Below are 25,302 nucleotides of genomic sequence, written 5' to 3' on the forward strand. Positions count from 1 at the left end.
TAACTGAGCTAGTGGATGCGGCGGCCGTGTGCGTCGGGGACGCCGGACTTACGGAAGAAGTAGGTGTTGATCTGGTCGCGCCACTCGGTGGCCGACCGGACCTGCTCGTCGAGGAGGGCGGCGACCTTCGCGTGGAGGTCGGGGTCGACCGTTCGCACCTCGTGCCAGCGGGCGCGCATCCGTTCGGCTTCGGCGGCACCGGCGAAGTGGGTGTCGTAGATGTGCTGGATCACGGTGCGTCCGCTGTGGAGGACGTGGTCGTAGGGCACGTGGTGGAAGAACAGGAGCAGCTCGTCGGGGCAGGTGTCGAGGTGCTCGTACACGTCGCGCCAGGGCTCGGGGTACTGGCCGGTGAACCCCGTGCCGGTGGCCCTCGTGCGGTCGACGCCGACGCCGTCGCGGTCGGCGAAGTGGTAGGTGCCCCAGGGGGTGTACTCGTAGCCGTCGACGTCGGGGCCGTAGTGGTGGCCCGGGCGCACCATGAAGCCGACGCCGAGCGGTGCGGTGTACGACTCGTAGGCCCGCCAGGAGTGGTCGAGGATGTCGTGCAGCGGCTCGCGCAGGTGCGGGCCGAAGGTCAGGTCGGTCCACTCGTCGAGGATGGCGGCCGGGTCGAGGCGCGGGTTCCAGGCCAGCCGGCCGAACGCGTACAGGTTCGCCTGGGCCAGCGGGTGGCCGGTCCAGTACCCGTCGGCGCCGACGTTCGACACCGCGACGAGGCCGTCGCCGTCGGCCGCGATCCCGGCGACGCGGTCCCAGCCCAGGAGCTCGCTCCACTGTGGACCCAGGTAGCAGGCGTGCTTCTGCTGCCCCGTGTACTCCTGGGTCACCTGGAGCTCCACCGCGAGCGCGGTATCCGGCATCGCGAGGATCACCGGTGACACGGGCTCCCGCGTCTGGAAGTCGATCGGGCCGTACTTCACCTGCACCACGGCGTTGTCGCGGAACCGGCCGTCGAGCGGGGCGAAGTGGTCGTACGCGGCGCGGGCGCGGTCGGTGGACCGGTCGCGCCAGTCCTGCCGGTGGTTGTAGACGAACGCCCGCCAGTGCACCACGCCGCCGTGCGGGGCGAGCGCGTCGGCGAGGAGGTTGGCGCCGTCGGCGTGGTCGCGGCCGTACCGGAACGGGCCCGGCTGACCCTCGGAGTCGGCCTTGACGACGAATCCGCCGAAGTCGGGGATGCGGGCGTAGACGCGCGCCGCCGCATCGGCCCACCAGGTGCGCACGTCGGGGTCGAGCGGGTCGGCGGTCGACAGTCCACCGAGGACGATCGGCGCGGCGAACGACACCGACAGGTGGGTGCGGATCCCGTACGGGCGGAAGCGGTCGGCGAGCGCGGCCACGTCGTCGAGGCGGTCGGTCAACAGGCGGAAGGCCGCCCCGCTGACGTTGACGTTGTTGACCGACACGGCGTTGATGCCGGTGGAGGCGATCAGCCGGGCGTAGGTGGAGACGCGGTCGAGGTCGTCGGTGAGCCGTCCGGCGTCCCAGAAGAGGGAGCCACCCGAGTAGCCGCGCTCGACCTGACCCATGACCGGGTGCACGTCGACGTTGTCCCAGTGGTCGAGCATCCGCCGGCGCATCACGGGCCGGTGCTCCTCCGGCGGGAAGTCGGCGCCGAAGGCCGCCTCGCCGCGGCGGACCACCTCGAAGAAGCCGTACAGGAGGCCGTTCGCGTCGCCGGCCCGCACGTACGTCACCCCGTCGCGTCTCTGCAGCGAGAACTGCTCACCTACCCCGTACCCGGAGCCGAGGTGAAGATCGATCGGGTCGGTGCCCGTCTCCCCGGACACGACGCGGCCTCCCGCCGACGTGATCTCGTCGACCACCGTCTGCGCGACGGGGCCCGACGAACGCACGACGGCGCGGCGCGATGCGAGATGCCGCAACGCCTCCGGCGGCAGCCACGCGGGGTTCACCATGAGTGCACCGTTCCGTCCAGCAGTCGGTTGACCGGCAGTTGCGCGGGCCGGTAAGGGAAGCGCGCGGCGGCCTCCTCGTCGAGGTCGACGCCGAGGCCCGGTTCCTCCGACGGATGGAGGTACCCGTCGGCGAAGTGGTACGTGTGCGGGAAGACCGCGTCGGTCTCCGGCGTGTGGCGCATGTACTCCTGCAGGCCGAAGTTCGGGATGCTGATGTCGACGTGCAGCGCGGCGGCCATGCACACCGGCGACAGGTCGGTGGCGCCGTGCGAGCCGCTGCGCACGTGGTACAGCGCGGCGAGGTCGAAGATGCGGCGCAGGTGCGTGATGCCGCCGGCGTGCACGACCGTGGTGCGGATGTAGTCGACGAGCTGTTCGGTGACGAGCTGCCGGCAGTCGTGGATCGAGTTGAACACCTCGCCGACCGCGAGCGGCGTCGTGGTGTGCCGGCGGATGAGCCGGAAGCCCTCCTGGAGCTCGGCGGGCACCGGATCCTCCAGCCACGTCAGGCTGTACGGCTCCAGGCTCCTGCCCAGGCGCGCGGCTTCGATCGGGGTGAGTCGATGGTGCACGTCGTGCAGGAGTCGGAGACCCGGCCCGAACTCCTCACGGACGCGGGCGAACACCGACGGCACGTGCGCGAGATACGCCTCGGTGCTCCACGCGGTCTCGGTGGGCAGGGCGGCGTCGGCGGGCTCGTAGACCTCGCTCGTCGACACGCCGTACGTACCCGGGAGCCCGGGCACGCCGGTCTGCACCCGCACCGCGCGGTACCCCCGTTCGACGTAGCCCGACACCTCGACGAGGACGTCGTCGACGGTCTCGGCGTTGGCGTGCCCGTACACGGTGACGCCCTCGCGGCTGCGGCCGCCGAGCAGCTGGTACACCGGCAGTCCGGCGACCTTTCCCTTGATGTCCCACAGGGCCGTGTCGACGGCGGCGATCGCGGTCATCGTCACCGGGCCGCGCCGCCAGTACGCGCCCTTGTAAAGGTACTGCCAGGTGTCCTCGATGCGGGCCGGGTCGCGCCCGATGAGCACCGGCACCACGTGCTCGGTGAGGTACGCGGCCACGGCGAGCTCGCGCCCGTTGAGCGTGGCGTCGCCGACGCCGGTGACTCCCCCGTCGGTCACGAGCTTGAGCGTGACGAAGTTGCGGCCGGGACTGGTGACCACGACCCGCGCGTCGGTGATCCTCATCGGTCCTCTGCCACCACGAGAACCCCGTACGGGTCGACCTTCACCGTCTGTCCACCGTGGAACCGCGTGTCCGTGAGGAGGTCGACGCCGCCGGCGTGGACCGGGATCTCGACCGGCCCGGTGCGGTGGTTCAGCACGAACCGGATCCGTCGTCCCGCCGGGTCGACCCGCACGGTCGTCTCCACGTCGGCGAGGTCGGCGTACGGGCCGAGGAGGTCGTGCCGGGCGAGCACCCGCCGCACCACCCACGCGACGCCCGCACCGTCGAGGCCGGCCCCGACGTACCAGCCGTGCCCGGCGCCGAACGCGTGGCGCGTGACCGCGGGCGTACCGGCGTAGAAGTCGGCCCCGTACGTGCCGACGACCTCCGCGCCGTCGGGCACCACGAGCTCGAAGATCAGCCGCGACTCCACAGTGGAGGAACCCAGGCGCACCGGGTTCACCACGTCGGGCGGGCGGGCGTCCCACTCGTCGACCCGGATGCCCATCAGCGGCGCCAGCGGACCGGGCACGTCGGAGGGGAACGCGAGGTCGTCGACGTCGACGCGGCCGGAGAGGAACGTCGTCAGCACCGACCCGCCGCGCGCCGCCACCGCCTCCAGCCGCGTCGCCAGGTCGCCCTTGACCATGTGCAGCGCCGGCGCCACCACCACGTCGTACCCGGTGAGGTCGGCGGTGACCGGCACGACGTCGAGGTCGGCACCGGCGTCCCACAGGGCGCGGTGGTAGGCCAGCACCACGTCGAGGTAGCGCACGAGGCGGTTCGGGCCGTCGGAGATCTCCAGGACCCACCAGCTGTCCCAGTCGAACAGCAGCGCGACCCGCGCCGGGGTGCGGGCGCCGAGCGTCGCGTCGCCCAGCCGTTCCAGCTCCGCGCCGAGGTCGGCCACCTCGCGGAAGACCCGGGTGTCGGACCGGTCGCCGTGGCCGATGACCGCGCCGTGGTACTTCTCGCACGCCCCGCGCGAGGCGCGCATCTGGAAGTAGAGGACCGCGTCGGCGCCGTGGGCGACCGCCTGCCAGCTCCACAGCCGCAGCAGCCCCGGACGCTTGAGCGGGTTCACGTCGCGCGAGGCGGTGCAGCTCGGGGTCTGCTCCATCAGCCAGAACGGCTGTCCGCCCTTGAGCCCGCGCATCAGGTCGTGGGCGAGCGCCATCCGCGCCTGCGAGGTGTCGTCGGGCGGGTAGTTGTCCCACGAGGCGAAGTCGAGGTCGTCGGCCCACCGGTGGTAGTCGATGGGCCGGTACATGCCCATGAGGTTGGTGGTGACGGGAAGGCCGCTGTGCGCGCGGATCGCGGCCTTCTCGGCGCGGAAGTTCGCCAGCATCGCGTCGGACATGAACCGCAGGTAGTCCAGCGTGATGCCCTGGAACGCGGTGTGGTCGGGGCCCCGCCAGTGCTCGGTGAGCGCCGACGGTGGCTCGATCTGGGCCCAGTCGGTGAACCGGTGCGACCAGAACGTGGTGTACCAGGCGGCGTTCAGCGCGTCGAGGGTCGTGTACCGCTGCCGGAGCCAGGCCCGGAAGGCCTCGCCGCAGAGGTCGCAGTAGCACGCGCCGCCGTACTCGTTGCCGACGTGCCAGGCGACCACCGCCGGGCTGCCCGCGTAGCGCTGCGCCACGCGCCGGGCCAGCTCCGCCGACAGCCGTTGGAACGCCGGCGAGCTCGGACACGAGTTGTGCCGCTGGCCGAACCGGTGCCGGCGCCCCTCGAAGTCGGTGCGGGTCACCTCCGGGTACGCGCGCGCCAGCCACGGCGGGTGGGCGCCGGTTCCGGTCGCGAGGCACACCGAGCGGCCCTCGGCGGCGGCCCGCTCGACGATCCGGTCGAGCACCGCGAAGTCGTAGACGCCCTCGGCCGGATTGGTGAGCGCCCACACGAACACGCCGACCGTCAGCGTGTCGATGCGGGCCAGGTCGAACAGTTCGTGGTCGCGGTCCCACACCGCGTCGGGCCACTGTTCGGGGTTGTAGTCGCCGCCGTACCGGACCTTCCTCACGCGGTGAACTCCGCGCGGATCCGCCCGGTCATCGGCGCGCACACGCGCACCAGGGCCAGCACGAGCAGCGGGGCCAGCAGCAGCGGCACGACCTCCGACAGCAGCACCGTCGCGCCCACGGTGACGACGAGCACGCAGGCCACGCCGACCGTCACCCCCGGAGCGGCGCCGAGGAAGTACGCGGCGAGCCGGGCCACGTCGCGCGCCCGGAACGAGAACAGCGAGGTGACCACGAGCGCGAGCACCACCCACAGCGTCACCGCCACCGCGATGACCACGAGCAGCACGGCCCACCACCCCGGCACGCCGGCCGCGGTGAAGTTCGCCAGCGTCACGGCGACGACGGTGAGCCACGCCAGCGCCGGGACCCACACCGCCAGCGCACCGCGCGCGTTCACCCGGTAGCCACGCACGAACGCGGCCGCGGGCGCCAGGTCGGTGATGTCGTTGCGCCGGTGGTGCAGCGCGTAGATCGCGGCCGACAGTGCCGGGCCGAGCGGCACCGCGCACAGCGCCACCAGCGGCAGGTTGCTGACGTCGCGGTCGAGCAGTGCCAACGGGACCAGCCCCGGCAGCGTGGCGAGCACGAGGAACAGCCCGACCACCAGCACCGTGTAGACGTGCGCCGCGGCGCGCGACAGTGGGCCGTCACCCAGTTGGCGCGGGGCGCCCACGTCCGTCATGTCGACAGCCTTTCATGGAGGCGGCCCGGCCGCGCCGACGCGGCCGGGCCCCGATGAAGGATCAGCTGTTGGCCTTCTTGAAGCGCTCGTAGGCCTTGTTCTTGAGGTCGATGTACTGCTGGCTGTTCTTCGCCTTCAGCTCGGCCACGTAGGCGTTCCACTCCGACAGCGGCCGCTGACCGAGGATGAACTTCAGCGTCATCTGGGTGACGTGGTCCTTGAGCGCGGTCTCCCAGAGGGTGGCCTGTTCGCGTTCCTCGTCGGTGAACGGCGCCGGCGGCTGGGGAGCGACCGGCTTCCGCGCGCCCATCACCTTCTGGATCTCCTGCTCCTCGGCGGAGAAGAATCCGTTGACCAGTTCCGGGTTGCCGCCGTACGCGAACACACCGTTGTAGAAGCCGAAGTCCTTCTGCAGGTGCTTGGTGCCCGACGGGTTGAGCCCGACGACGTTGACGTCCGACGCCAGCGACCGCTTGCCGGACCCGTCCTTGGTGAACGTGGTGCCCTCGACACCCCACTTGGCGAACTCCTGGCCCGCGTCGGAGTACCAGAGCCAGTCGATGAACTGCATCATGGCCACGAAGTTCTTGCTCTCGCGGGCCTTCTTGGAGATCATGATGCCGTTCTCGGTGCGGCTGGCCGGGTTGATCTCACCGGCGGGGCCGACCGGCAGCGGGATCTTCGCGAGCTTCGCGGTCGGGAGCGTCTTGGCGAGGTCGGCCCGGTAGTCGTTCACCAGCGTCTGCGCGTTGCTGCTGATCACGAACGACTTACCGTTGGCCAGCTTCTGCCGGGCCTGGTCGTCGCTCTGGATGAAGCTCTCCGGGTCGAGAAGCCCTTCGGACACGAGCTTGTGCAGGTACTCCACCGACTGCTTGTAGGTGTCGGACGCACCGTTGTACTCGAACTTCTTGGTTCCCTCGTTGAACTTGGCGTGCTGGTAGTTCCAGCCGCCGAAGGCCCCGAACGACGCGGTGACGATGTTGATCAGGTTGCCGCCCGGGGTCGGCTTGCTCCACCGGTCGGAGAACGGGTACGTCGACGGGTTCGCCGCCTTCATCGCCTTGAGCATCGTGTACACGTCGTCCCAGGTCTTCGGGACCTGGAGGTTGAGCTGCTGCAGCACGTCGGTGCGCACGGCGATCGAGTAGTCCTGCCACGGCCTCTCGTGCAGGCCCGGCAGCAGGTAGTACTTGCCGTCCTGCTGCCGGAGCGAGTCGATCTCCGGCTTGAGGTTCCACTTGGCGACCTTGTCCTTGAAGTTCGGCATCAGGTCGACGTAGTCGCTCACCGGCAGGATCGCGCCCGAGGACACGAACGCGTCCTCCTGCGGGTGGTAGGTCTTCGGGATGATGAACGGCGCGTCGCCGGCGCCGATGAGAAGGCTGCGCTTCTGCTCGTAGTCGCTCAGCGGCACCGCGACGTTCTCGAGCTTCACGTTGGTGCGCTTCGACAGCTCCGACCAGAACAGCCAGTCGTCCTTGAGCGCGTAGCTCGGGTGGTTGTTGTACAGCATGGAGAACGACAGCGCCTCGGTCGCCTTGAACTGGTCGCCGAGCTTGTAGTCGGCCATCGCGCCGGTGCGGTTGCCGCTCAGGTCCTCGGCCTCGGACTCGTCGGGACCGGTGTCGCACGCGACAAGCGTCAGCATCAGCGCCCCTGCGGCGAGTATCGCCGCGCGCCGGGATGTGCGGAACATCGGACTTTCCTTTCGGGGGTGGGTGGGTGGCGATTGCGGAGAGGATCAGCCCTTGACGGCGCCGAGGAGGACGCCGGAGACGAAGTACCGCTGGATGAACGGGTACAGGACGAGGATCGGCAGTACGGTGAGGACGATCGTCACCGACTGGATGGTGGCGCCGGACTGCACGAGGTCGTCGGGGCTGCCGCCGAGCGCCTCGGCACCGGTGGCACCGGCGAGCAGGTTCCGCAGGTACACGGTCACCGGGAACATGTCGACCTGGTCCATGTACAGGAACGCGGTGAACCACGAGTTCCAGAACGACACCGCGTAGAACAGCACCATCGTGGCGACCACGGCCTTCGACAGCGGCAGCACGATGCGCCACAGCACGCCGTAGGTCGACAGGCCGTCGACGGCGGCGGCCTCCTCGAGCTCCAGCGGCAGGCTCTCGAAGAACGCCTTCATCACCAGCAGGTTGAACACGTTGATGGCGTTGGGCAGCACCACCGCCCAGATCGTGTTCGTCATGTTCAGGCTGCTGATGAGCACGTAGTTGGGGATCAGGCCGCCGGAGAAGAACATCGTGAACACGGCGATGCCGACCAGGAACGTGCGGCCCTTGAGGTGCTTCTTCGACAGCACGTAGGCGTAGCACGTGGTGAGCACGATCGAGATGACGGTGGCGACGACCGTGTACACCACGGTGTTGCGGTAGTTGGTCCAGAACATCGGGTCCGACATCACCAGCTTGTACGAGGTGAGGTTGAACCCGCGCGGCCACAGGCTCACCCGGCCGGCGATGATCTGGGCCTCGTCGCTGAGCGAGCGCGCGACGACGTTCACGAACGGGTACAGCGTCACGACGACGACAACGGTCAGGACGACCACGTTGAACACCTGGAACACCCGGTACCCGCGGCTGACCCGCTGACGGCTCTTCCGCGGCCGCAGCGGGCTCCGGACGGCGGTCGCGGCCTCCGGCGCGGGGTCGGGCGTGCGGTGACGGGCGGGGGTGGCTACCACAGGCTCGCTCCCACGGTGCGTCGGGAGATGGCGTTCGCGCTCAGGACGAGCGTCAGGCCGATGAGGGCCTCGAAGAGACCGATCGCCGCGGCGTAGCTGAAGTTGTTGGACTGGAAGCCCATCCGGTACAGGTACGTCGAGATGACGTCGGCGGTCGGGTACGTCAGCGGGTTGTACAGCAGCAGGATCTTCTCAAAGCCGACCGCCATGAACGTGCCGATGTTGAGGATCAGCAGCGTCACCATCGTCGGCCGGATGCCCGGCAGCGTGATGTGCCAGGTCTGGCGCCAGCGGCTCGCGCCGTCGATGCGGGCCGCCTCGTAGAGGTTGTCGTCGATGGTGGTCAGCGCGGCGAGGTAGAGGATCGTGCCCCAGCCGACGGTCTGCCACACCTCTGACGACACGTAGATGGTCCGGAACCACTCCGACTGCTGCAGGAACGGTGTCGGCTCGCCACCGACCGACCGCACGATCTGGTTGACCGTGCCGTCGATCGACGTCAGCTGGAACACCATCGCCGCCACGATGACGATCGACAGGAAGTGCGGCAGGTACGACACCGACTGCACGAACCGCTTCATGAACCGGTTGCGCACCTCGTTGAGCAGCAGGGCGAGCACGATCGGCAGCGGGAAGCAGAACAGCAGCGACAGCGCGCCGATGACGAGGGTGTTGGTGAACACGTCCCAGAACGTCGGGTCGCTGAGGAACATCTTCACGTACCGCAGCCCGACCCAGTACTCGCCGAGCACGCTCCCACCGGGCCGGAACCGGCGGAACGCGATGACGTTGCCGACCATCGGCGCGTACCGGAACACCGCGAAGAACAGCAGCGGCAGGATGGCCAGCGAGTAGAGCTGCCAGTCGCGGCGGATCGCCCGGCTCCACGACGATCGCCGTGGCTTGGCGACCTTGCGCGGGGCGATCGTGGTCATGACACGTCCTCCGCGGCCTCGATCCGCACCGGCACGGCCAGTCGGCGGTGATGACCGACCGGGCGCTCCGGCCCCACCAGCCGCAGCGGCAGCGTGGCGGCGACGTCACCGCTGGACCGGCCGAACCGCAGCTCCACGTCGCCGGGCTCGACCAGGCGGTGGCCGTCGACGCCGGTGAACGAGGTCGCGTCGGCCGGAACGGTGAACACCACGCGGGCCCGCGCACCCGGCGCCAGCGGCACCCGGGCGTAGCCGACGAGCCGCACCACCGGGCGGGTGGTCTGCGCGACCGGGTCGTGCAGGTACAGCTGCACCACCTCGGTGCCGGCCCGGCGGCCTGTGTTGCGCACGGTCACCGCCGCGGTCACCTCGCCGTCGGTGGTCCAGATGCCGTCGGAGGAGGCGTCGGTCCACTCGAACGTCGTGTAGCCGAGGCCGTGGCCGAACGGGAAGGCGGGCGTGGGGTCCACGGAGGACACGTCGCTGCGCCGGCCCAGCGGCGGCGACAGGTACGTCGTCGGCACCCCGCCGGCGTCGCGCGGGATGCTGACCGGCAGCCGCCCCGACGGGTCGACCGCGCCCGTGAGCACCTCGGCGATCGCCTGCCCGCCGCGCTGGCCCGGAAAGAACGCCTGCACCACGGCGGCGGCCCCGGCGACCTCGTCGCCCAGCGCGTACGGCCTGCCGGACAGCACGACCAGCACGGTCGGGGTGCCGGTGGCGAGCACCGCGCGGACGAGGTCGCGCTGCACGCCCGGCAGGGTGAGGTCGACGGCGTCGCAGCCCTCGCCGGAGGTGCCGCGCCCGAACATGCCGGCCCGGTCGCCGACCGCGAGCACGCACACGTCGCTGTCCCGGGCCGCCGCCACGGCCGCCGCGATGCCGGACGTGTCGTCGCCGGCGACGGTGCAGCCGGGCTCGAACACGTCCGGCGCGAGCGACTCCCGCAGCGTCGGCAGGTCGAGCCCGATCTCGACGTCGGGGTGGTTGACGCCGACGTGGGTCGGGAAGGCGTAGCAGCCCAGGAACCCGAGCGGGTCGTCGGCGACCGGCCCGACGAGCGCGACCCGCCGGCCCGGCGCGAGCGGCAGCACACCGTCGTTGCGCAGCAGCACCACCGACTGCCGGGCCAGCCGCAGCGCGATGTCGCGGCCCGCTTCGTCGTCGAGGTCGAGGGCGTCGGGCGGCGCCGGGCGCCAGCCCTCGTCGAGCAGCCCCAGCTCGGCCTTCTGCGCGAGCACCCGGACGAGCGCGCGGTCGACCAGCGCCCCGTCGACGTCGCCGCGGCGCAGCGCGTCGACCAGCGGCGCGCCGAAGGTGTCCACGGTGGGCAGCTCGACGTCGATCCCGGCCCGCAGCGCGAGGCCGGCGGCCGCTGCCCCGTCGGCGGCCACGAAGTGGGTGCGCTCCAGGAACCGCACCGAGAAGTAGTCCGACACGACGATCCCGGTGAACCCCCACTCGTCGCGCAGGAGCCGCGTGAGCAGACCGGCGTCGGCGGCGACCGGCACGCCGTCGATCTCGGCGTAGGAGTTCATCACCGAGCGGGCGCCACCGATCCGCAGCGCCATCTCGAACGGCGGCAGGATCACGTCGGACAGCTCGCGGGGGCCCATCGGCACCGGCGCGTGGTTGCGGCCGCCCCGCGACGCCGAGTACCCGGCGAAGTGCTTGAGCGTCGCCACGATCCCGGCGTCCTCGAGCCCACGCACGTACGCGGAGCCGACGGTGCCGACCAGGTACGGGTCCTCGCCGATGGTCTCCTCGGTGCGGCCCCACCGGTAGTCGCGGGTGACGTCGAGCACCGGCGCCAGCCCCTGGTGCACGCCGGCCGCGCGCATCGACCGTCCAATGTGGCCGGACATCTCGGCGACCAGGTCGGGGTCGAACGAGGCGCCCCAGGCCAGCGGCGTCGGGAACACGGTGGCGCGCCAGGCGGCGAAGCCGGTCAGGCACTCCTCGTGGACCTGCGCCGGAATCCCGAACCGGTTGGCGGCCACGATCTCGGCCTGCGCCGCGGCCAGCGACCGGGCGCCGCGCACGGGGTCGACGGGCGCGGTGCCGAACGGGCGGGTCAGCTGGCCGAGGCCGTGCCGGATCACCTCCGACCACGGCGGCATGTCACGCGTCATCTCGTCCTGGCGCGGGGCGACCCCCGCGCCCGACCCGTCGGCACCGACCCACACCCCGTAGAGCTGGGCCACCTTCTCCTCGACGGTCATCAGCGCGACGAGCGCCCTGGCCCGTTCGACCGGTGACAGCGTCGGGTCCCGCCAGGCCGGCTGCGCCGGTGGCGGGCTCTCGTCGACAGGAGTCTGAATGCTCATGCCGTCCTTTCACACGCCGGAGCGCAGCCGGCATCGGCCGACGACGATGCCGGCGGTGGATGTCCGAGGAGCGGTGAGGGCGAAGAGTGTCGAAAGTTTCGGAAAATTGTTCGGTACTTCGACGCAACATAGGTCCGCGGCTATGTCATGTCAAGGCTGTACAGTGCCTGTCTGTCCCGTTTCCCGGGCGCGACGGGGATTCTGCTCACGCGCATCCGGTGCTAGCGTCTTGCCGAAACTTCCGGCAATCGCGATACGAGGTTTCGATGACACTGCCGCAGGAGGCCGAGCGGGCTCCGACGACGATCGCGACGATCGCCGGCGAGGTCGGCGTCTCCGTCACCACGGTGTCGAAGGTGCTCAACGGCCGGGCCGACGTCGCGCCGGAGACCCGTGCCCGCGTCGAGGCGAGCCTGCGGCGGCACCAGTACCAGCGGCGCACCCGGCGCCAACCCACCGGCACCGCCCAGGTCGACGTGGTCTTCCACGAGTACAACGCAGCCTGGACGATGGAGATCATCTGCGGGATCGACGCGGTCGCGGCGGCCGCCGACGTCCGCATTGGACTGTCGCATCTGGACGGTCGGCACCGGCCCACCCAACGCTGGCTCGACGGCGTGCTCGCCCGCCGCCCGACCGGCGTGCTGTTCGTGCTGTGCACGGTCACCGACGCGCAGCGGCATCAGCTGGAGCGGCAACGGATCCCGTTCGTGGTGGTCGACTCCGACAGCGCGACCTCGGCGTCGGTGCCCACCATCGGCGCGAACAACTGGAACGGCGGCCTGGCCGCGACGCGGCACCTGATCGAGCTCGGGCACCGGCGCATCGCGGTCATCTCCGGCCCGGCCGACGTCCTGTGCAGCCGGGCCCGGGTCGCCGGGTTCAGCTCGGCGCACGACGAGGCCGGCATCCGCGCCGACGCCGGCCTCGTGCGGTACGGCAACTTCCACGTCGGCGGCGGGTACGAGCACGCGATGGCGCTGCTGACCGGTCCCGACCGGCCGACGGCGGTCTTCGCCGGGTCCGACATGCAGGCGATGGGCGTGTACCGCGCGGCCAACCAGCTCGGCCTGAAGATCCCCCGCGACCTCTCGGTGATCGGGTACGACAACCTGCCCGTCGGCCAGTGGATCGGTCCGGCGCTCACCACCGTCAACCAGCCGCTGCGCGACATGGCCGGCACCGCCACGCGGATGCTGCTCGACCTCGCGCGCGGCGTCGAACCGGCGACGACCCGCATCGACTTCGTGACCGAACTCGTGGTGCGGGAGAGCACCGCGCCACCCGGAGGCTGACGATGGCGCTGTTCGACCTTCCGCTCCCGGAGCTGCGCCGGTACTCCCCCGAGGTGCCGGAGCCCGACGACTTCGACGCGTTCTGGAAGGCGAGCGTGCCCAGCGGCGAAGCGCTCGTCGAGGTGCGGCCGCACAGCACGTCACTGCGGCTGGTCGACACGTTCGACGTGACGTTCACCGGCTTCGGCGGCGCGCCCGTGAAGGCCTGGTACACCCGTCCCGCCGGCACCCGGGAGGCGCTGCCGGCGGTCGTCGAGTACCTGGGATACGGGCGCGGCCGCGGGCTGCCGCACGAGCGGCTCACGTGGGTCACGGCCGGCTACGCGCACCTGCTCATGGACAGCAGGGGCCAGGGGGACCAGTACGGCAGCGGCGGCGGCACGCCCGACCCGCACGGCGGCGCGCCCGGCGGTCCGGGACCGGTGACCCGCGGGATCCTGGCACCCGAGGACTACTACTACCGGCGGCTGATGTCCGACGCCGTGCGCGCGGTCGCCGCCGTACGCGAACTGTCCGGTGTGGACCCGACGCGCGTGGCCGTCTGCGGCAACAGCCAGGGCGGCGGGCTCGCGCTCGCCGTCGCGGGTCTGGTGCCCGACCTCGCCGCGGTGCTCGTCTCCGCGCCGTTCCTCTGCCATGTCCAGCGGGCCATCGACATCACCGACGCGGCGCCGTACGGCGAGATCGTCGCGTACCTGTCCGTACACCGCGACGCCGAGACCGCCGTCCGCCGCACACTGTCCTATGTAGACGGCGTGAGCTTCGCCCGGCGCGCCACCGCACCGGGCCACTGGGGCGTCGGTCTGCGCGACACGGTGTGCCCGCCCAGCACGGTGTTCGCCGCGTACAACCGGTACGGCCACGACGACCGCACCATCGAGGTCTACCCGTTCAACCACCACGAGGGCGGCGACGCCCACCACGTGGCCCGCCAGCTCGACTGGCTCGCCGCCAGGATCTGACCCACCCCGCGAGGCCGGGTGGACACCGCGCGCCCAGGTACGTAAACTTTTTCTTACGTACCTCAAGAAAGGGTGTCAGGGTGCAGGGTGACGAGCTGGTCCGGCTGCTGACCGCGCTGGCCAGCCCGCAGCGGCTCCGGATCCTCGCCGCACTGGTCGAGGGCCGGAAGTACGTCACGGAGCTGGCCAGGCAGGTCGGCCTGAGCCGGCCGCTGGTGCACGCGCACCTCACCAAGCTGGCCGCGGCCGGCCTGGTCACCAGCGAGCTGGAGCTGGCCGAGGAGGGCCACGGAATCCGGTACGTCCAGGTCAGCCCGTTCGCGCTGCACCTGACCCCGGAGCTGATCGCCGAGGCGGTGGCGACGATGTCGGACAAGGAGAAGGACAGATGACCTGGCAGGAAGCGGTGATGGGAGCGTCCGGGATTGCGTTCGTCCTGGTCGTCACCGTCGCGATCATCATTCAGGGCGGGGCCACGTGGCGGGCGCGCATGGTGGTGGCCCGCGAGGAGGCGCACCGCCGGCTCGCCGAGGACGCGCTGGCCGCGCAGCGGCAGACCGCCGAGCGGCTCGACACGGTGCTCGCCGAGCTCGCCGTCGTCCGCGAGAAGACGGCCACGCTGGAGCGCACGCTCGCCGAGGTCGGTGAGCCGTGGCAGTCGGCGCGGTGATCGAGGTCGACGGGCTCACCAAGCGGTACGGCGACACGACCGCGGTCGACGACCTGACCTTCACCGTGCCCGGTGGCAGCATCGTGGGGCTGCTGGGCGCCAACGGGTCCGGCAAGACCACGACGATGCGCATGCTGCTCGGTCTCGCCGCGCCCACGACGGGCCGGGCCACGATCGGCGGCCGCGCCTACGCGGCGATCCCCGAGCCGGCGCGGGTGGTCGGCGCGGTGCTCGACGCCGCGCAGTTCCATCCGGGCCGCACCGGGCGCGACCATCTGCGGGCCTTCGCGACCGCGGCCGGGGTCGCGACCGACCGGGCCGACGCGCTGCTCGCGCGGGTCGGGATCGCCGACGCGGGCAACCGGCGGGTGCGGGGGTACTCGCTCGGGATGCGGCAGCGGCTCGCCCTGGCGACCGCGCTGCTGGGTGACCCGCGTGTGCTGGTCCTCGACGAACCCGCCAACGGCCTGGACCCGCACGGCATCCGCTGGCTCCGCGACTTCCTGCACGCCCAGCGCGACGAGGGTCGCACGGTGCTGCTGTCGAGCCATGTCCTCGCCGAGGTCGCCCGGGTGGTCGACCACGTGGTCGTCCTGTCCCGCGGCCGGCTGGTCGCGCAGGGCGACGTCGCCTCGATCATCGCGCTCACCGGTGCGGGCACCCTCGAAGACGCGTTCCTCAAGCTCACCGGAGACCCCTCATGACGCCGGTGCTCGCCGCGGAACTGGTCAAGCTGCGCACCGTCCGCGTCACCTACGCCCTGCCCGCGGTGGCCCTCACGCTCGGCGTCGCGCTCACGCTCGCGATCGTGCTGACCGGCGAACCGGCCGAGCTGTCCAGCGAGGTCGGCGGCCGGCTCACGCTGTCGGGTGGCGGGAACATGGCCGGCATCATGGCCCTGCTGCTGGGGATCATCACCTCGGGCGGCGACTACCGCCACGGCACGATCCTGCCGACGCTGTTCATCACGCCCGACCGGGGGCGCGTCGCCCTGGCCACCGTGCTCGCGAACGCGACGGTCGGCGGCCTCATGGGCGCCGTGGCGGTGGTGACCAGCGGCGCGGTCGGCCTGGCACTCATGGCCTCGCGCGACCTGACGGTCGGCCTCACCGGCGCCGAACTGGCCGGGATCGCCGCCGGCGGCGTCGCCTTCCCGGCGCTCTCGGCCGCGTTCGGCTCGGCGCTCGGGACGCTCGTACGCAGCCAGGTCGCGGGGCTGAGCATCGCCCTGATGGCGCTGTTCGTCGTCGAACCGGTGCTGACCGAGCTGGTCGACGGCTATCAGCGCTACTCGCTGACCGGCGTGCGGGTCGCCCTGGTCGGCGGCGGCGCCGAGGCGGCCGGCGCGGCCGACGGCGGCCTGCCACCCGCGTGGTTGGCGGCGCTGCTGTGGACCGGCTACACCGTCGCTCTGGTCACGGTGGCGATCACGGTCACCAGGCGGCGCGACGTCTGACCGGTGAGCGAAGCCGTCTAGGCGGAAACCCGCAAACCCGCTCGAAGCAGTCCGTAATCTACCTATCGTGAGCCGTGGCCTCTGATCCGATTCTCGGTGCCGCGCTACCGGTGCACGTCGGGCGGCAGCCGATCTACCACCGCACCGGCGACGTGGCGGCCTACGAACTGCTGTTCCGGGCCGATGCCCGCTCGGTCGACGCGACCGACCGCGGCAGCTTCGCGACCAGCCAGGTGATCGTCACCGCGTTCAGCGACTTCGGGGTGGCCGGGCTGTGCGGCACCCACCCGTGCTTCGTCAACGTCACCCGCGAGTTCCTCGTCGGCGACCTGCCGCTGCCGTTCGAGGCCGACCGGGTCGGCATCGAGGTGCTCTCCGACATCGAGGTCGACGACGCCGTCCGCGAGGGCGTGGCGGCGTTGTCGCGGCGCGGCTACCAGATCGCGGTGGACCAGAGCGGCACCGACCCCGGCCAGGAGGCGCTGCTCCCCTACGCCACCCACGCCAAGATCGACATGCTGGTGGACGACGAGGCGACCATCAACATCGCGCTGCTGCGGTGCGCGCAGTACCCGAACGTCCAGCTGATCGCGGAGCGGCTGGAAACGCGGGAGGCCGTGGACACCGCCACGGCCCTGGGGTTCCAACTGCTGCAGGGCCACGCTCTCGGGCGTCCCCACGCGTTGAACGCCACCGCGCTCGGACCGCTGCGCCTGCGCCGGATCCAGCTGCTCGTCGAGCTGAACCGCTCGGACATCGACCTGGACCGGGTCGTGTCGATGGTGCAGACCGACCCGGGCCTGGCGCTGCGGGTGCTGCGGCTGGTCAACTCGGCCGCCAGCGGCACCCGCCGCACCGTGTCGTCGATCGCCGAGGCCGTGATGCTGCTCGGCACCCGGCAGCTGCAGCAGTGGGTCACCCTGATGGTGATCGCCGACATCACCGAGGGCGACGAGGCCGCGCTGACCGCCGCCGCCACCCACGCCCGGCTGTGCCGCCTGGTCGCCGAGCGCAACCGGATCAACGGCGACACCGCGTTCACGGCCGGCCTGCTGACCGCGGTCAGCGACCTGTTCGGGCTGCCGGTCGCCGACCTGTCCGCGGAGCTGCCGCTGGCCGAGGAGCTGCGCACCGCGCTGATCGACGGGACCGGTCCGCTCGCCGAGGTGCTCGAACTCGTGCAGGCCTACCGCGCCGGCTACACGTTCGACGTCGGGATCACCGCCGACATGCTCGACGCGATCCGCTGGAGCAACATGGTGCCGACGTAGGCGTATGGATGCCTCCGTGCGGGGTAGGGCCGTCGGGAACAGACCGAAAGGAGACGACCATGCCGACCGCACGGGAGATCATGACGGCCGACGCGACCTGCGTCGGCGAGACCGAGAACGTGCTCGAAGCAGCCCGCAAGATGGCCGATCTGGGGGTCGGGTCGCTACCGATCTGCGGAACCGACAACCGCCTCAAGGGCATGCTGACCGACCGCGACATCGTGGTGAAGGTGCTCGCCCAGGGCAAGGATCCGGGCAGCTGCACCGCGTCGGAGCTCGCGCAGGGCAAGCCGGTCACCATCGGGGCCGACGACGACGCCAAGGAGATCCTGCGCACGATGGCCCAGCACAAGGTGCGGCGGCTGCCGGTGATCGACGGGCATCAGCTCGTCGGCATCGTCGCGGTGGCCGACGTGGCCCGGGCGCTGCCGGACAACCCGGTCGGCGACCTCATCGACGCGATCTCCGAGAACTGAACCGCCGCGGTGGGACCCCGCACGGGGTCCCACCGCTCTTCTCAACTGTGTGCCCGCCGAGCCGATCAGGTCTCCGTGGTGACGCTCTTCAGGCGCGACTCCCCCGAGGGGACCCCCGGGCCGGTCGACGGCGTGCCGGTGGACCGCGTCGTGGCCGAACGCCTCGTCACCGCGCACTTCCAGCCGATCGTCCACCTCGACACGCGGGAGGTCGTCGCGTTCGAGGCGCTGGCCCGCGGTCCCGCCGGCACCGTGCTGGAGCGGCCCGACGCGTTGTTCGCCGCCGCCGGGAACGCCGGGCTCGCCTGGGAACTGGACACGATCGCGCGGGTGGCCGCGTTCCGCGCCGCGCTCGATGCCGACCTGCACCCGTCGACGTCGTTGTTCGTCAACGCCGATCCCGCGAGCGTCGGCCGGCCGGTGCCGCCGGAGCTGGTGTCGACGCTCGCCGAGGCGCTCAGCCGGCTGCGGGTCTTCCTCGACATTTCCGAGCGCGCGCTCGGCTCCAGCCCGGCGGCGACGCTCGTCGGCATCGAGCGCGCGCGCTCGACCGGCTGGGGCATCTCGCTGGACAACGTCGGCCTCACCGCCGACTCGCTGGCGCTCATGCCGTTCGCGCGGCCCGATGTGGTCAAGGTCGACGTGTCGCTCCTTCAGGGTGACGGGCACCAGCGCGCTCCGCGCGTGCTCGGCGCGGTGACCGCCCACCGCGAGCGCACCGGAGCGGTGACCCTGGCCTCGGGCATCGAGAACGCGGAGCACGTGCGGCTGGCCCGCGCCCTCGGCGCCACCTACGGACAGGGCTTCCTGTTCGGCCGGCCGGCACCGCTGCCCACCCGCACCCGCAACCCGGTGCACCCGCTGCCGCTGATCGACAGCCTGCAACAGGTGGAGGCCGACGACACGCCGTTCCGGGTGGCGTGCGGCAACGGGCGTCCCGCGCTGGCCTCGCGCGCGGTGGTCGAGGCGCTCGCCGACGACCTCGAGCAGCGCGCCGCGCTCGACCAGGACCCGCCGGTGTTCCTCGCCTGCCTCCCCGCGCCGCACCTCATGTCGGGCAACCCGCTGGCGTTCCTCGAGGTGATCGCCCGCAGCGCCTCGTTCGCCGCCGCGCTGTGCGCCGAGCCGCCGCGGCACCCCGTCGCCGGCGCGCACGTGCAGGCGCTGGACAACGGCGACCCGCTGCGCGGCGAGTGGGTGACCATCGTCATCGACCCGCACCGCGCGGTGCTGCTGGCCGCCCGCGGCGACGACGAGGACGGATCGCTGGCCTACCGCCTCACGTTCGACCGCGCGGTGGTGGTGCGGGCCGCGCGCATCCTCATGCGCCGCATTACGACATGACCCGGTAAACCTCGAACACGAAGTCGGGACAGACGAGCTGGCACGCCGTGCAGCCGGTGCAGCCCGGGGTCAGCTCCGGGTAGCGGTAGCCGATCTCGTTGACGGCCTTCGACATGACGAGCACGTTGGGCGGGCAGGCCGCGATGCACAGCTCGCAGCCCTTGCATTTGTCGACGTCGATGACGAGGGTGCCGCGGGAGGTCCGTGGGGTGTCGGTCATCGTCAGCCTCCGGGCTCTGTCTCGTCCGGCTCGTCCGGCTCGTCCGGCGGGAAGACGCCCCGCCGGCGGAGGGCGGCGACCGCGTTGGTCGCCGTCATGTCGATGTGGTCGAGGGCGGCCCGGCCGGCGGCCTCCGGGTCGCCGGCTCGCAGCGCGTCGAACTCGACCCGCAGCGCGGCGCGCTCGTCCTGCAGCGCGTCCTCGATGGCGAAGCGGGCCGCGGCGGGCACCAGGCCGCTGAACGTGCGCAGCAGCGCCCGCAGGTGGTTTCCGGCCGACGAGACGTTCACGACGCGGCGGAACTCGCGGGCCAGCCGTTCGAACTCGTCCACCGTGGACGCCCTCTGCAGGGCGTCGTCGAGCTTCTCCAGCGACTCCAGCACCCCGGGGTCGCCCTTCGCCGCGGCCCGGCGGTTCGTCAGGGCGCTCAGCATGCCGTAGAGCTCGAAGGCCTCGAAGACCGTGGCGGCGTCGAACCCGGCGACGAACGCGCCGCGGTAGTGCGGCATCCGCACGAGGCCGTCGCGTTCCAGCGACATCAGCCCCTCGCGCACCGGCACCCGGCTCACGCCCAACGTGGTGGCGATGCCGTCGATGTCGATGCGGTCGCCGGTGCGCAGCGTGCCATCGAACAACAGGCCGAGGATGTGGTCGGCGACCGCCTCGCTCGTCTTCGTGCGTACCAACGTCATGGGGTCACCAGTTCGCCGATGGGATAGGCCTGCTCCATCGTGCCGCCCTGGTAGTTGGCGCCCTCCGCCGCGGGTACGAACCAGCCGGTCGGGCACATCGTCAGGATCTCGACGAGACCGAAGCCCTTACCGGCCAGCTGGACCTCGAACGCCTTGCGCAGCATGCGTTTGGTCTGCGCGACGCCGGCGGCCGTGGAGACCGCCGCCCGCGCCACGTACGCGGTGCCGCGCAGCTTCGCCACCAGATCCGCCACCGGCACCGGGAAGCCGTGCGTCTCCGCGTCGCGGCCCTCGAGGCTGGTCTTGGTGCGCTGGCCGATCACGGTGGTGGCCGTCTGCTGGCCGCCGGTGTCGCCGAACACGCCGTTGTTGAGCATCACGCAGGTGATCTTCTCGCCGCGGGCGGCCGCGTGCAGCACCTCCTGCAGTCCCTCGTTGGCCATGTCGCCGTCGCCCTGCAGCGTGAAGACCGCCGTGTCCGGCCGCATCCGCTTGATGCCCGTGGCGCAGGCCGGCGCGCGCCCGTGCAGGCACTGGAGGACGTCGACGTCCATGATGCGCACGAAGCTGCCGTAGCAGCCGTGCCCGACCACCCCGATCGTGCGCTGCACGATGTCGAGGTCCTGGAGCACCTCCAGCAGCACCCGCAGCGCCACCGGCTCGCCGCAGCCCGGGCACAACGAGTGCTCCCCGAGCAGCAGCGACGGCTTCGCCGCAGCGACCAGGCGGCCGCCGGTCGGCGGTTGGCTGGTGTCGATCGTCATTCGCTGCCTCCCAGGATCAGCCGGCGGATCACGGGCGCGTCGAGGAGTTCCCCGTACGCCAGGCCGGACTCGGCGATGCTGACGCCGCCGATGAACTCCACGACCTCCCGCCGGGCCGCGTGGATGCGGACGTCGTCGAGCATCTGGCCGGCGTTCAGCTCGTAGACCAGCACCCGCTTCGCGTTCCGGGTCGCCTCGGTGAGCGCCGCGCCCGGGAACGGCCACAGCGTGACGGGCCGGAACCAGCCCACCCGGTGCCCCTCGGCCCGCAGCTCGCGCACCACGTACTCGACGAACTTGGCCGCGCTCCCGAACGCCACCACGACCGTGTCGGCATCGTCCACATCGGACTGTTCGTGCCGCTGCTCGGCGTCACCGATGGTCTGGAACTTGCTGGCGATGGCCCGCCAGTGCCGATCGGGGCCCGGCCCCGGATCGGTGGCCTTGCCCATCGCCCAGGTCCAGATCTGGCGCGACCGGCCGGTGCCGCCGCCGCTGCCGTCGAGCGCCCAGTCCTTCGGCGGCAGCGGCCCGAAGTCCCGCCGTTCGACGTGGACGCCGACGCGCGTCTGCGCGAGCAGCGGGTCGCCGTACAGGATCACCGGCGCGCGGTACCGGTCGGCGAGGTGGAACAGCAGCTGCGTGTGCTCCACGGCCTCGGGAACGTCCTTGGGCGCCAGCGTGACCGTGCGGTAGTCGCCCCAGCCGCCGCCGCGGGTGCACTGGAAGTAGTCCTGCTGGTTGCGGGCCATGTTGAACACGACCATCGGCGTCTCGTTGAGGGCGGCCTCCGCGATCGCCTCCTGCATCAGCGCGATCCCCTGCCCGCACGAGCCGGTGGCCGCGCGCGCTCCGGTGGCCGCCGCGCCGATCGCCATGTTGACGCCCTCGATCTCGCTCTCGGCGTTGATGAAGACGCCGCCGGCGGCGGGCAGCTTGTGGGACATGTTCTCCAGCAGCCCGGTGAACGGCGACATCGGGTAGCCGGCGAAGAACCGGCACCCGGCGGCGATCGCCGACTCGGCGATGGCGGCGGATCCTTCAAGCAGTTCCATGACCTGCCTCCAGGGCCTTTCTGTTGGCGGGCGCGTGCTGCCGGCGGTACGGCGGCAGCAGTTCCTCCATGGCGTCGGCCAGCGCCTCGGGCGACACCATCCGCGCGACCGCGTTGTACGCGCCCAGCAGCACGAAACCGACCGCCTGCGGCGCGCCGACCGACTTGGCGACGGCGGTCGCGTCGACGGTGTGTATCTCCATGCCGGCGGGCAGCGCGTCCGGGTCGACGAGCGGGACGTTTGCGATCACCGGGCCGCCCGGCCGCAGCCTCGCCAGCACCGGTTCGCTGAACCGGTGGTGCGCGACGATCGCTGACCAGGCCGACGCGAGCACCGGCAGCGAGCGCAATGGCTCGTCACCCACGACGACGCTCGCCTTCGACGGGCCGCCGCGCATCTCGCCGCCGTAGTCGGCCGCGAGCATGGCGTGGTGCCCCTCGCGGGTCGCGGCCAGCGCCAGGGTCTTGGCCAGCAGCTGGATGCCCTGGCCACCGATGCCGGTGACGATGACCTCGCGCTCCACAGCCCCTCCTTGACTCGGTTTAGATATTGAATACAAAATCTAATCAGCCGGCAAGAGGGGACCCTGACATGCGCGCGGCCGTCCTGCACGGGTTCGGGAAGCTGACCGTCGACGAGGTGCCCGATCCGGTGCCCGGCCCCGACGAGGTCGTCGTCGACGTCACCTGCGTGCAGCCGAGTGTCACCGAGTGCGGGCTGATCCTGGGTGAGCCCATCGCCCTGCACGGACACCTGGCCAGGTCGCTGCGCGCGGGCCCGGTGCGCTTCGGCGGCCACGAGTTCTGCGGCGTGGTCAGCCACGGCGCCGCCGGGGTTCCGGTGGGAGCGACGGTCACGGCCGTCGAGACCATCCATTGTGGACGCTGCGCGGCCTGCCGCCGTTCGCGGCCCGACGCCTGTGCGCGTCCCGACTTCATCGGCTTCACGCGGCCCGGCGCGTTCGCCGAGCGGGTGGCCGTACCGGCGGCGAGCGTGGTGCCCGTGCCGGCCGGCGTCAGCGCGTCGGCGGCCGCCGCGATCCAGCCGCTGGCCGGCGCCGTCCACGCCCACGCGGAGGCCGACGTGCGGCCGGGCGAGAGCGTGCTCGTCATCGGCGCCGGCGTGATGGGACTGCTCGCGGTGCAGGTCGCCCGCCACGGCAACGCCGGCGCCGTCATCGTGGCCGGACGCAGCCCCGCGAAGCTCGACCTGGCCCGCCGCTTCGGCGCCGACCTCGTCCTGGGCGCCGACGACGACGTCCGGCGGGCCGTGCGCGAGGCCACCGACGGCATCGGCGCCGACGTGGTCGTCGAGACCGCCGGCGGGCCGCCGGAGGCCGGCCTGGCCGGTTCCGCGACGCTCGACCTGGCCGCCCGGTGCGTACGCCGCGGCGGGCGGATCGTGATGGTGTCGGTGCTGCCGCAGCGCTTCGAGGCCCCGGTCGGCCTGTTGCGCGAGAAGTCGGTGGCGCTGCTGCACCCCCGCTCCGGCGCCGGCGGCTACTCCCCCGGCGCCACCGTCTTCGAGTACGCGCTACGCCTGGTCGCCCGCGGCGACGTCGACGTCGAGTCGCTGGTGACCCACCGGCTCCAGGGGATCGACGCACTGCCCACCGCGGTCGAGATGACCGCGAACAAGGCCGCGCACGGCGCCATCAACCCCGTGCAGGTGTCTCTCTGAGCTCCTCGCGCAGCTGCGCCTTGGCGACCTTGCCGCCCGAGCCGCGCGGAAGGTCGTCACGCAGCTCCAGGCGTTCTGGCCAGTTCTCCGGTGACACGCCGCGGGCGCCGAGGTGCTCGCGCAGGGCCGGCAGGTCCAGGCTCGCGCCCGCGCGCAGGACCACCACGGCGCAGACGCGTTCGCCGTAGACGGGGTCGGGCACCGCGACGGCGGCGACCATCGCCACCGCCGGGTGGGTGCCCACCTCGTCCTCGACGGCGGCGGCGCTGACGTTCTTGCCGCCCCGGATGATGAAGTCGGTCTTGCGGTCGACCACGCGCAGGTAGCCGTCGGCGTCGACGGTGCAGATGTCGCCGGTCAGCATCCACCCGTCCGGGGTGAACAGGCGGGCGTTGGCCTCGTCGTCGGCGAAGTAGCCGAGGCAGGTCGCCGGACCGGCGCACGCGGCCTGCCCCGGGCCACCGGTCGCGGTGACGTCCGTGCCGTCGTCGGCGAACAGGCGCACGTTCATCGCCTCGATGACGCGGCCCGCCGTGCGCAGCCGTTGCTCGCGCGTGTCGGTGACCGTCGTGCGGGACAGCGCGCCGGTCTCGTTGCTGCCGAAGAACTGCAGCACGGCGGCTCCGGTGCGGCGCTCGAACTCGGCGGCGCGCTCGAACGGCACCGCCTCGCCGCCGGTGAACATGCACCGCAGCGACGACAGGTCGACCCGCTCGGCCAGCGGCGAGTTGAGCATCATGATGAACTGCGTGCTGACGCAGCACACCACGGTGACCCGCTCGCGCTCGATGAGCTCCAGCGCCCGGTCGGCGTCGAAGCGCGGCATCACCACGGTGGGGGCGCCGAGCAGCGTCGGGGTGAAGTTCGCCGTCCACTGCGCGAAGCCGTACGGGGCCGGGATCACCGTGAGGAACACGTCGTCGGGCGTGAAGGCGCCGGCCTCCACCGCCAGTTCGTGGTAGTACAGCCACCGGTTCTGGTTGTGCACCACGCACTTCGGCCGTCCGGTGGTGCCCGAGGTGCCGTTCAGCAGGTGGATCTCGTCGACGCCCAGCGGCCGCAGCGCCGACAGTTCGGCCTCCGTCGGTGGTTCCGGACGCAGCGGCAGCACGAGGTGGTGCGCGATCGGCAGTCCGTCCACAAGGGACGCCACCGGCTCGCCGCGGTGCTCCGCCAGGCTCACCAGCGCGGTCGCCCGCGCCGTCGCGAGCAGGTGCCGCACCTCCTGCCGGCCCGCACGCGGTCCGATACCGACGACCACAACCCCGGCCTTCAACGCGGCCAGGTACACGACGTGCACCGCGACACCGTCGGGTAGCAGCACGCCCACCCGGTCGCCGCGGCGCAGTCCGGTGCGCAGCAGCAGCGCCGCGAACGCGTCGGACTCCCCGTCGAACCGGCGCCACGTGAGGCGGTCGTCGTCCGCGATGAAGGCAAAGGCGTCGGGACGCGCGTGCGCGTGCTCCCGCACCGCGGCCACCAACCCGCCGGTGCCCCAGCGGCCGGCCTCGGCGAGCCGGTCGGACACGTAGCGCGCGTGGACGCTGCCGGGCGGCGGCTCCGCCCCTGGTGGGAACACCGGCATGCCGCCTCCCTGCTGCACGACGAAGACCTGTCAAACAAGCGCTTGGTTGTGTCATTCTG

The 25,302-nt window shown here is 71.8% G+C and carries 24 protein-coding genes; 10 read left to right on the forward strand and 14 right to left on the reverse strand.

Features of this window, described 5'->3' with window-relative positions:
- Positions 1 to 8: 8 nt before the first annotated feature.
- The 8 genes from Voc01_RS08695 to Voc01_RS08730 form a co-directional block, all read right to left on the reverse strand.
- The gene (locus Voc01_RS08695; protein ID WP_203926785.1) at positions 9 to 1,922 is read right to left on the reverse strand and encodes an alpha-glucuronidase; all 1,914 of its coding nucleotides are present in this window, start codon (positions 1,920 to 1,922) and stop codon (positions 9 to 11) included.
- Positions 1,916 to 3,121, reverse strand: a complete 1,206-nt coding sequence (gene manD / locus Voc01_RS08700; RefSeq protein WP_203926786.1) for a D-mannonate dehydratase ManD — start codon at positions 3,119 to 3,121, stop codon at positions 1,916 to 1,918. Before manD ends, Voc01_RS08695 begins: the two co-directional genes overlap by 7 nt.
- A complete protein-coding gene (locus Voc01_RS08705) occupies positions 3,118 to 5,121 on the reverse strand; it encodes a beta-galactosidase (RefSeq protein WP_203926787.1) in 2,004 nt (667 codons plus the stop codon). The genes manD and Voc01_RS08705 overlap by 4 nt, the downstream gene beginning before the upstream one ends.
- The gene (locus tag Voc01_RS08710; RefSeq protein WP_203926788.1) at positions 5,118 to 5,804 is read right to left on the reverse strand and encodes a hypothetical protein; all 687 of its coding nucleotides are present in this window, start codon (positions 5,802 to 5,804) and stop codon (positions 5,118 to 5,120) included. Before Voc01_RS08710 ends, Voc01_RS08705 begins: the two co-directional genes overlap by 4 nt.
- Positions 5,805 to 5,865: 61 nt before the next feature.
- Entirely contained in the window at positions 5,866 to 7,503 is a 1,638-nt protein-coding gene (locus tag Voc01_RS08715; RefSeq protein WP_203926789.1) for an ABC transporter substrate-binding protein, read from the reverse strand.
- 45 nt (positions 7,504 to 7,548) lie between these two features.
- Positions 7,549 to 8,511, reverse strand: coding sequence for a carbohydrate ABC transporter permease (locus Voc01_RS08720; RefSeq protein ID WP_239160055.1), 963 nt, complete (start codon positions 8,509 to 8,511; stop codon positions 7,549 to 7,551).
- Entirely contained in the window at positions 8,505 to 9,446 is a 942-nt protein-coding gene (locus Voc01_RS08725) for an ABC transporter permease (RefSeq protein WP_203926790.1), read from the reverse strand. Before Voc01_RS08725 ends, Voc01_RS08720 begins: the two co-directional genes overlap by 7 nt.
- The gene (locus Voc01_RS08730; protein WP_203926791.1) at positions 9,443 to 11,773 is read right to left on the reverse strand and encodes a beta-xylosidase/alpha-l-arabinosidase; all 2,331 of its coding nucleotides are present in this window, start codon (positions 11,771 to 11,773) and stop codon (positions 9,443 to 9,445) included. Before Voc01_RS08730 ends, Voc01_RS08725 begins: the two co-directional genes overlap by 4 nt.
- A 266-nt stretch (positions 11,774 to 12,039) precedes the next feature.
- On the opposite strand from Voc01_RS08730, the gene Voc01_RS08735 reads away from it, so the two are divergent.
- The 9 genes from Voc01_RS08735 to Voc01_RS08775 all read left to right on the forward strand — a co-directional run bounded on the left by Voc01_RS08735 (position 12,040) and on the right by Voc01_RS08775 (position 19,247).
- Positions 12,040 to 13,068, forward strand: coding sequence for a LacI family DNA-binding transcriptional regulator (locus Voc01_RS08735; protein WP_203926792.1), 1,029 nt, complete (start codon positions 12,040 to 12,042; stop codon positions 13,066 to 13,068).
- 2 nt (positions 13,069 to 13,070) lie between these two features.
- A complete protein-coding gene (locus Voc01_RS08740; RefSeq protein ID WP_203926793.1) occupies positions 13,071 to 14,030 on the forward strand; it encodes an acetylxylan esterase in 960 nt (319 codons plus the stop codon).
- 80 nt (positions 14,031 to 14,110) lie between these two features.
- Positions 14,111 to 14,422 (forward strand): ArsR/SmtB family transcription factor, encoded by a 312-nt coding sequence (locus tag Voc01_RS08745; protein ID WP_203926794.1) that lies wholly within the window; start codon positions 14,111 to 14,113, stop codon positions 14,420 to 14,422.
- Complete coding sequence (locus Voc01_RS08750; RefSeq protein ID WP_203926795.1) at positions 14,419 to 14,700, forward strand: hypothetical protein; 282 nt, start codon at positions 14,419 to 14,421, stop codon at positions 14,698 to 14,700. Before Voc01_RS08745 ends, Voc01_RS08750 begins: the two co-directional genes overlap by 4 nt.
- Entirely contained in the window at positions 14,682 to 15,404 is a 723-nt protein-coding gene (locus Voc01_RS08755) for an ABC transporter ATP-binding protein (protein ID WP_239160056.1), read from the forward strand. Before Voc01_RS08750 ends, Voc01_RS08755 begins: the two co-directional genes overlap by 19 nt.
- On the forward strand, positions 15,401 to 16,156 hold the full coding sequence (locus Voc01_RS08760; RefSeq protein ID WP_203926796.1) for a hypothetical protein: 756 nt from the start codon (positions 15,401 to 15,403) through the stop codon (positions 16,154 to 16,156). Before Voc01_RS08755 ends, Voc01_RS08760 begins: the two co-directional genes overlap by 4 nt.
- Positions 16,157 to 16,230: 74 nt before the next feature.
- Positions 16,231 to 17,427, forward strand: a complete 1,197-nt coding sequence (locus tag Voc01_RS08765; protein WP_203926797.1) for an EAL and HDOD domain-containing protein — start codon at positions 16,231 to 16,233, stop codon at positions 17,425 to 17,427.
- A 59-nt stretch (positions 17,428 to 17,486) separates the two neighbouring features.
- Complete coding sequence (locus tag Voc01_RS08770; protein WP_203926798.1) at positions 17,487 to 17,903, forward strand: CBS domain-containing protein; 417 nt, start codon at positions 17,487 to 17,489, stop codon at positions 17,901 to 17,903.
- Positions 17,904 to 17,981: 78 nt separating this feature from the next.
- On the forward strand, positions 17,982 to 19,247 hold the full coding sequence (locus Voc01_RS08775; protein WP_203926799.1) for a sensor domain-containing phosphodiesterase: 1,266 nt from the start codon (positions 17,982 to 17,984) through the stop codon (positions 19,245 to 19,247).
- Here Voc01_RS08775 and Voc01_RS08780 read toward each other — a convergent pair.
- Genes Voc01_RS08780 through Voc01_RS08800 form a run of 5 tightly spaced genes read right to left on the reverse strand, consistent with a single transcriptional unit; the run spans position 19,237 to position 22,501 of the window.
- Complete coding sequence (locus Voc01_RS08780; RefSeq protein WP_203926800.1) at positions 19,237 to 19,467, reverse strand: 4Fe-4S dicluster domain-containing protein; 231 nt, start codon at positions 19,465 to 19,467, stop codon at positions 19,237 to 19,239. The genes Voc01_RS08775 and Voc01_RS08780 overlap by 11 nt on opposite strands.
- A gap of 2 nt (positions 19,468 to 19,469) precedes the next feature.
- The gene (locus tag Voc01_RS08785; RefSeq protein ID WP_203926801.1) at positions 19,470 to 20,159 is read right to left on the reverse strand and encodes a GntR family transcriptional regulator; all 690 of its coding nucleotides are present in this window, start codon (positions 20,157 to 20,159) and stop codon (positions 19,470 to 19,472) included.
- Positions 20,156 to 20,923 (reverse strand): thiamine pyrophosphate-dependent enzyme, encoded by a 768-nt coding sequence (locus Voc01_RS08790; RefSeq protein ID WP_203926802.1) that lies wholly within the window; start codon positions 20,921 to 20,923, stop codon positions 20,156 to 20,158. Before Voc01_RS08790 ends, Voc01_RS08785 begins: the two co-directional genes overlap by 4 nt.
- The gene (locus Voc01_RS08795) at positions 20,920 to 21,978 is read right to left on the reverse strand and encodes a hypothetical protein (RefSeq protein WP_203926803.1); all 1,059 of its coding nucleotides are present in this window, start codon (positions 21,976 to 21,978) and stop codon (positions 20,920 to 20,922) included. Before Voc01_RS08795 ends, Voc01_RS08790 begins: the two co-directional genes overlap by 4 nt.
- The gene (locus Voc01_RS08800; protein WP_203926804.1) at positions 21,965 to 22,501 is read right to left on the reverse strand and encodes a 2-oxoacid:ferredoxin oxidoreductase subunit gamma family protein; all 537 of its coding nucleotides are present in this window, start codon (positions 22,499 to 22,501) and stop codon (positions 21,965 to 21,967) included. Before Voc01_RS08800 ends, Voc01_RS08795 begins: the two co-directional genes overlap by 14 nt.
- A 68-nt stretch (positions 22,502 to 22,569) precedes the next feature.
- Here Voc01_RS08800 and Voc01_RS08805 point away from each other — a divergent pair, with 68 nt between their 5' ends.
- On the forward strand, positions 22,570 to 23,658 hold the full coding sequence (locus Voc01_RS08805) for a zinc-dependent alcohol dehydrogenase (RefSeq protein WP_203926805.1): 1,089 nt from the start codon (positions 22,570 to 22,572) through the stop codon (positions 23,656 to 23,658).
- Here Voc01_RS08805 and Voc01_RS08810 read toward each other — a convergent pair.
- Entirely contained in the window at positions 23,633 to 25,243 is a 1,611-nt protein-coding gene (locus Voc01_RS08810) for a class I adenylate-forming enzyme family protein (RefSeq protein WP_203926806.1), read from the reverse strand. The genes Voc01_RS08805 and Voc01_RS08810 overlap by 26 nt on opposite strands.
- Positions 25,244 to 25,302 lie beyond the last annotated feature (59 nt).

This window comes from Virgisporangium ochraceum (assembly GCF_016863655.1).
GTDB lineage: Bacteria > Actinomycetota > Actinomycetes > Mycobacteriales > Micromonosporaceae > Virgisporangium > Virgisporangium ochraceum.